Source organism: Caballeronia sp. (assembly GCF_028292365.1).
GTDB lineage: Bacteria > Pseudomonadota > Gammaproteobacteria > Burkholderiales > Burkholderiaceae > Caballeronia.
Window position 1 is genome coordinate 1 of sequence record NZ_JAQGMM010000289.1, and the last position, 4,994, is coordinate 4,994.

At 59.7% G+C, this 4,994-nt stretch carries 4 protein-coding genes; 3 read left to right on the top strand and 1 reads right to left on the bottom strand.

Annotated features, from left to right (window positions below; translation table 11 throughout):
* Nucleotides 1–1,218 (top strand): MFS transporter (locus tag JWR14_RS18110; RefSeq protein ID WP_299709479.1); only part of this gene is annotated, 1,218 nt, incomplete at its 5' end.
* Between the two features lie 258 nt (nt 1,219–1,476).
* Complete coding sequence (locus JWR14_RS18115; RefSeq protein WP_299709481.1) at nt 1,477–2,382, top strand: LysR family transcriptional regulator; 906 nt, start codon at nt 1,477–1,479, stop codon at nt 2,380–2,382.
* Nucleotides 2,383–2,737: 355 nt separating this feature from the next.
* Here the strand turns inward: JWR14_RS18115 and JWR14_RS18120 are convergent, their stop codons facing one another.
* A complete protein-coding gene (locus JWR14_RS18120; RefSeq protein ID WP_299709483.1) occupies nt 2,738–3,955 on the bottom strand; it encodes a CynX/NimT family MFS transporter in 1,218 nt (405 codons plus the stop codon).
* A 128-nt stretch (nt 3,956–4,083) separates the two neighbouring features.
* Between JWR14_RS18120 and JWR14_RS18125 the strand changes: the two genes are divergently transcribed.
* Nucleotides 4,084–4,917, top strand: coding sequence for a helix-turn-helix transcriptional regulator (locus JWR14_RS18125; RefSeq protein WP_299709485.1), 834 nt, complete (start codon nt 4,084–4,086; stop codon nt 4,915–4,917).
* Nucleotides 4,918–4,994: the final 77 nt, after the last annotated feature.

Consider the following 4,994-nt stretch of genomic DNA (forward strand, 5'->3'; position numbering starts at 1 on the left):
AATCTCATCGTGTGCGTATTTGGATCGTTCACGACCATTGTGGCCATGACGCTCATGTTGCCGTTCTTGCCGCTTTACGTGGAGCAGCTAGGCGTCAAGGACCACGCCGCGATAGTCCAATGGTCCGGCGTCGCTTACGGTGCGACTTTTTTTACCGCGGCATTGACCGCGCCACTTTGGGGAAAGCTTGCCGATCTTTACGGCCGCAAGCCTATGCTGATCCGCGCCAGCCTCGGCATGGCCATCATCATGTCCTTGATGGGGATGGCGCATAACGTCTGGCAACTCGTTGGCCTCAGGCTTCTCGCAGGCTTGCTTGGCGGCTTTGCATCGGGCTCCACCGTACTGGTCGCCACGCAGACGCCGAAAGACCGATGCGGCTGGGCGCTCGGCGTCCTGTCGTCCGGCATCATGGCCGGTAACCTGGTCGGCCCGATTATTGGTGGATCGCTGCCGCCTCTCATCGGAATACGGTCGACTTTCCTGGCCTCGGGCGCCCTTATTTTTATTACGTTCCTGGCGACCGTATTCTTCGTCAAGAACGAGCGTCATCCTGGCTTGAACAAGAAGGGCAAGCAGCGTGGCAATTGGGCACAGATCTCAGACAAGCGGCCGACTGTGGCCATGCTGGTGACCGGCATGCTCCTGATGCTGGCAAACATGTCGATCGAGCCGATTATCACGGTCTACGTGGCGCAAGTAGTCGATGTCCACCAGGTTACGTTTGTCGCGGGACTGGTGATGTCGGCGGCGGCATTGGGCAGCATTCTCTCGGCCTCGTACCTGGGTAAGCTCGCCGATCGCCTGGGGCATTGGAACGTCATTATCGGCTGCCTGGCGGTGGCGGGCATTTTGCTGATCCCGCAAGCGTTTGTCACGCAGGGCTGGCAATTGGTGGGGCTGCGATTCCTGATGGGCCTGGCACTCGGCGGCCTGCTGCCTTGCGTTGCCAGCGTGATCCGGCATAACGTGCCGGCCTCGGTTGCAGGCAATATGCTCGGTTATTCGACGTCTGCGCAATATACCGGGCAGGTTGTCGGGCCGCTCGCAGGCGGTTTCGTCGGAGGGCATTTCGGCATGCGGGAGGTGTTTTTCGGCACCTCGGCATTGATGATCGGGGGCGCGATTTATAACTGGATTCTCAGGACAAACATTGCCAACAAAGCGCCTGCCCCGTCACCAGGAAGTGCGGTCGAACAAGCCGCCAAGGACCGCTGATTGCATCGTTGATCAGGCTCCCCGCTCAACGCGTGCACGGCACTTCGGACCCCGAATCCATTGCGCGCCACAGAAATGGTTCCATGCCGGCAAATGCCTTGTTTGCCGGTCCGCTCACTCCCCGTGCCACAATCACGGCCAGCGCGCTGGGTGAAGCGGGGGCCTGACATCTTCCATCGCGTTTCTCCTCTGCCCATCCTTCGGAGAAGTCAGGACGTGCCGATAATACCGCTGGATCTTTGACCGTTTGAGGTTTGCATGGAGCTGCGACAACTCCGCTATTTCATTGCCGTTGCCGAAGAAATGAATATCACGCGCGCAGCCGGTCGTCTCCACATGACGCAGCCGCCGCTTAGCAGGCAGATCCAGCAGATCGAGGAAACTGTCGGGCTGGCGCTGTTCGAACACGGTTCGCGGCCTTTGCGTTTGACCGAAGCGGGCCGCGTTTTCTATGCGCAGGCAAAGCGCCTGGTCGATGAAAGCGACGAGCTCGTGCCGCTCACCCGCAGGCTCGCACAACTGGCGGAACGCATTGTGATCGGCTTCGTGCCGTCGACTCTTTACGGTGCGTTGCCGCAGGTCATCCGCGCATTTCGCGAGGCCGCTCCGCAGATCGAATTGTCGTTGATCGAGATGTTCACGCTCGAACAACTTGGCGCATTAAAGGGCGGACGGATTGATGTCGGCTTTGGACGACTGCGCTTTGACGACGTACAACTGACGCGCGAAGTACTCGTCGAGGAACGGATGATTGCCGCGCTGCCGGAAGATCATCCGTTAGCAGACGCTTCGGTGGAGTTAACGCTGGAGGATATGGCCTGCGAGACGCTGATTGTGTATCCGAGTTCACCGCGCCCGAGTTACGCGGACCAGCAGTTATCGGCACTGCGCGATCATGCGCTTGAACCTGCCACCATACACGAAGTGCGGGAGTTGCAGACGGCGCTTGGACTCGTTGCGGCGCGAGTGGGTGTCTCGCTTGTGCCGGAGAGCGTCGATGGTTTAAGGGTGCATGGAGTGGTCTACCGGCGCCTGCCCGAACCGGGCCCCACGTCGCCGATCATCATGAGCCGCCGTCTTCAGGATGAAGGGCAGACCACGGCTCTTTTCTGTTCCATCGCGCGCGAGCTGTTCCGCCGCGGCGAGGTTTTTACAAGCCGCTAGCCGATGCTTGCCCGCCAGTGATTAGCGCGCCTGGAATGACCGGCGCGATAAAAAAAAGTCCCACCCAGGCGGGATGGGACTTAAGCACGACGAAGATGACCTTCGTCGCGGGACACACCCTCGGAAGGGTGATGCTACTGTCTCCGCATTCGCGCCGAAATGAAATAATGCCGGGGCCGATCTGACAACATTTAACGATCTGCGCAGCGGGAATGCGCGCCTTGGAGAAGCGTGAAAATGTGCCGGACATTGCGGGTAAGTTTTGCTGGCAGTCGGACGAGTGGGGCTGATAGCGGTACGCCTTGGCGAAGGGCTAACACCACATGACGTCGCTCCCCCCGGGAATGTTGCCGTCCTAAGCGAGCCCAACCCTCACCACCGGTCCCGCGATATAAATCGCGCGCCCCGCGAGCAAACCGAACAATGCCATCACGAGGCAAAGCGCTGCGCAAAGGCCTAACGGGACACCCCAGCCGCCGAGGTCACTATGCAACCAGCCCACGAGCGTCGGCCCCAGGGCAGCCAGCAGATAACCGATGCATTGAGCCATGCCTGACAAAGCAGCCGCCTCATGCGCACTGCTCGCCCGCAAGCTGACGAATGCCAGTCCCAGGATAATCGCCGCGCCTGTTCCAATCCCCACCAGCACGGTCCAGATCGTCGCCCATTCAGGCGCCAGCAACAGGCCAAGCAAGCCAATCATAGTAACGATCGAAGAACTGAAAGCAGCGAGGCGCTGGTCTTTCAAGTGACGCACCACGGGCACAAGCACCAGCGCAGGAACGGCGGTCGCAAGTTGCAACGCGCCATGCAGCGACCCCGCATGTTCCGGCGAATAGCCGGCATCGCGCAGGATCGTCGGAAGCCAGCTCACCGTGACGTAGTAGACAAAAGAGTTGAGCCCAAGAAACAGCGTGACTTGCCAGGCAAGCGCGGAACGCCACACGCGGCCACCATGCGGCGGCGTTGCCGTCCCTTGCGCCGGCGCGGTACGACTGCCGAGTTGCGGCAACCAGATGACGGCACTGACAAGCGGCAAGATCACAAACATCGCAATGCCAAGCCGCCACCCCAAGCCGGAAAAACGCGCAAGAGGTATTGCGATAGCCGAGCTGATTGCTGCCACGCAGCCCATCGTCAGCGCATAGACAGCAGTGAGTGTGGCGATCCTTTCAGGGAAATCCCGCTTGAGCAGGCTGGGCAGCAGCACGTTGCCGATCGCAATACCGCTGCCGATGATCCAGGTCCCAAGGTAAAGACTCCAGACCGGTCCCGTTGAACGCACGAGAATACCCATTCCGATCAGCACCAAAGCGATGAACAGCGAACGCTCCAGGCCGTATTCCTTCGCTAAAAGCGCGGCAAAAGGCGATACGACAGCGAACGCCAGCAAGGGCAATGTGATGAGCATTCCGGCAGCAGTAGTGCCAAGACCCAGGCTGCTCTGGATCATGTCCAGCAGCGGTGCGACGCCGGTGATCGGCGCGCGCAGGTTGGTCGCAAACAGCAAAATTCCGGCGACAAGCCACACCGGTCGTGAAGCACCGCTGGCTACAGTTGATTGACGTTGCATAAAGACTCTCGGCAATAGACGACAAGGCACCAAGCGTACGCATTCATGATCGACAAGAATTCCGCGATAATGACAAAATATCGCTAAATCTGGTCAACCGTCTTTTGCCTTTGCCAAGGGCCTTTCTTATGGTTTCACGCCGGCCGTCGTCCCTTTCATCCACGTCGTCTTTAAGCGATTCGCTGGCGAATTTCGATCCGGATGTGCTGCACCGGCCCGCCGTTGTCATGCGTATCGATGCCCGCGAGCACGGTGTGGAGGCGCCAATGCATCGGCACCTCAAAGGTCAGCTTGTTGTCGCCCTCCATGGCGGCGTGACGTGCGTCGTGCTCGATGGGCTTTGGATGGTGCCGCCTCAGTGTGCGGTATGGATTCCGGGAGGCGTGCTGCATAGCAATCGCGTCACGGCGAATGGGCGCGTCTGTTTCCTGTTTGTGGAAACGAGCGCCGCCAGCTTGCCGGATCAATGTTGCACGCTTGCGATCACGCCGCTGGTGCGGGAATTGATCGAACATCTGGGTAATCAGCCGCAACTCTACCCCGTCGATGGCCCGACAGGACGCCTCGCGGCAGTCTTACTGGATCAACTCGCGCAGATGCCTATAGAGAACCTTCATTTGCCGATATCCACCCATGTGCGGCTGCGCCAAATTGCCGACGCGCTGACGGATAACCCGGCGGACCGAAGCACCCTTGCCGAATGGGGCCAACGGGTCGCCATGAGCGAACGCACCCTGGCACGGCTGGTGAAGAACGAGACCGGCATGACGTTCGGCCGCTGGCGGCAGCAGTTGCATATCGTCATTGCATTGCAACGCCTGTCCGCCGGAGCGCGGGTTCAGCAGGTGGCGGAAGATCTCGGCTACGAGTCGGTCACTGCGTTCATCACCATGTTCAAGAAGGCCTTGGGCAAGCCGCCCGCTCGCTACTTTGCGGATAGGCAACATGGTCAGGATGACTGACTTCATTCATTAATGCTGGCCGTCTGAAGCGTAGTCGACGCGTCACGCCTAGCTGGCGATCGAAGAAAACTTCAACC

What these genes read in the sequence shown, in the direction of transcription:
- JWR14_RS18115 (WP_299709481.1), top strand. Translation starts at nt 1,477, where the DNA reads ATGGAGCTGCGACAACTCCGCTATTTCATTGCCGTTGCCGAAGAAATG.
- JWR14_RS18120 (WP_299709483.1), bottom strand. Translation starts at nt 3,955, where the DNA reads ATGCAACGTCAATCAACTGTAGCCAGCGGTGCTTCACGACCGGTGTGG.
- JWR14_RS18125 (WP_299709485.1), top strand. Translation starts at nt 4,084, where the DNA reads ATGGTTTCACGCCGGCCGTCGTCCCTTTCATCCACGTCGTCTTTAAGC.